We start from the raw sequence: 247 nt of genomic DNA, 5'->3' as shown, positions 1-247 counted from the left end.
GCGGATCTCCGTCATTGCCGTCATGATTTGCTGCTTTCGAGACTTGCCCGGCAGCAAAAGGCGGCTGATGTTATCAATACCAGTAATAGGGTCATCCACCAGCAGACCCAGTGAGAGGATCAACGCAAACAGCGTCACCCGATTGATGGTATAACCAAACGCCCAGCCCAGAGCCAGGGTGATCCCATAACACACTGGGATCGCCAGACCCACCACAATTGCGGGTCGCCAGCCGAGAAAAACGCCG

1 protein-coding gene is annotated in these 247 nt (G+C 55.5%); it reads right to left on the bottom strand.

All coding sequences use genetic code 11. The features are described from left to right. A partial coding sequence (locus tag CWB98_RS23475; protein ID WP_138546977.1) for an efflux RND transporter permease subunit occupies positions 1 to 247 on the bottom strand: 247 nt, incomplete at both ends.

The sequence above is a fragment of the Pseudoalteromonas rubra genome (assembly GCF_005887115.1).
Taxonomy (GTDB): domain Bacteria; phylum Pseudomonadota; class Gammaproteobacteria; order Enterobacterales; family Alteromonadaceae; genus Pseudoalteromonas; species Pseudoalteromonas rubra_F.
This window is presented reverse-complemented; position numbering and strand designations above follow the sequence as displayed.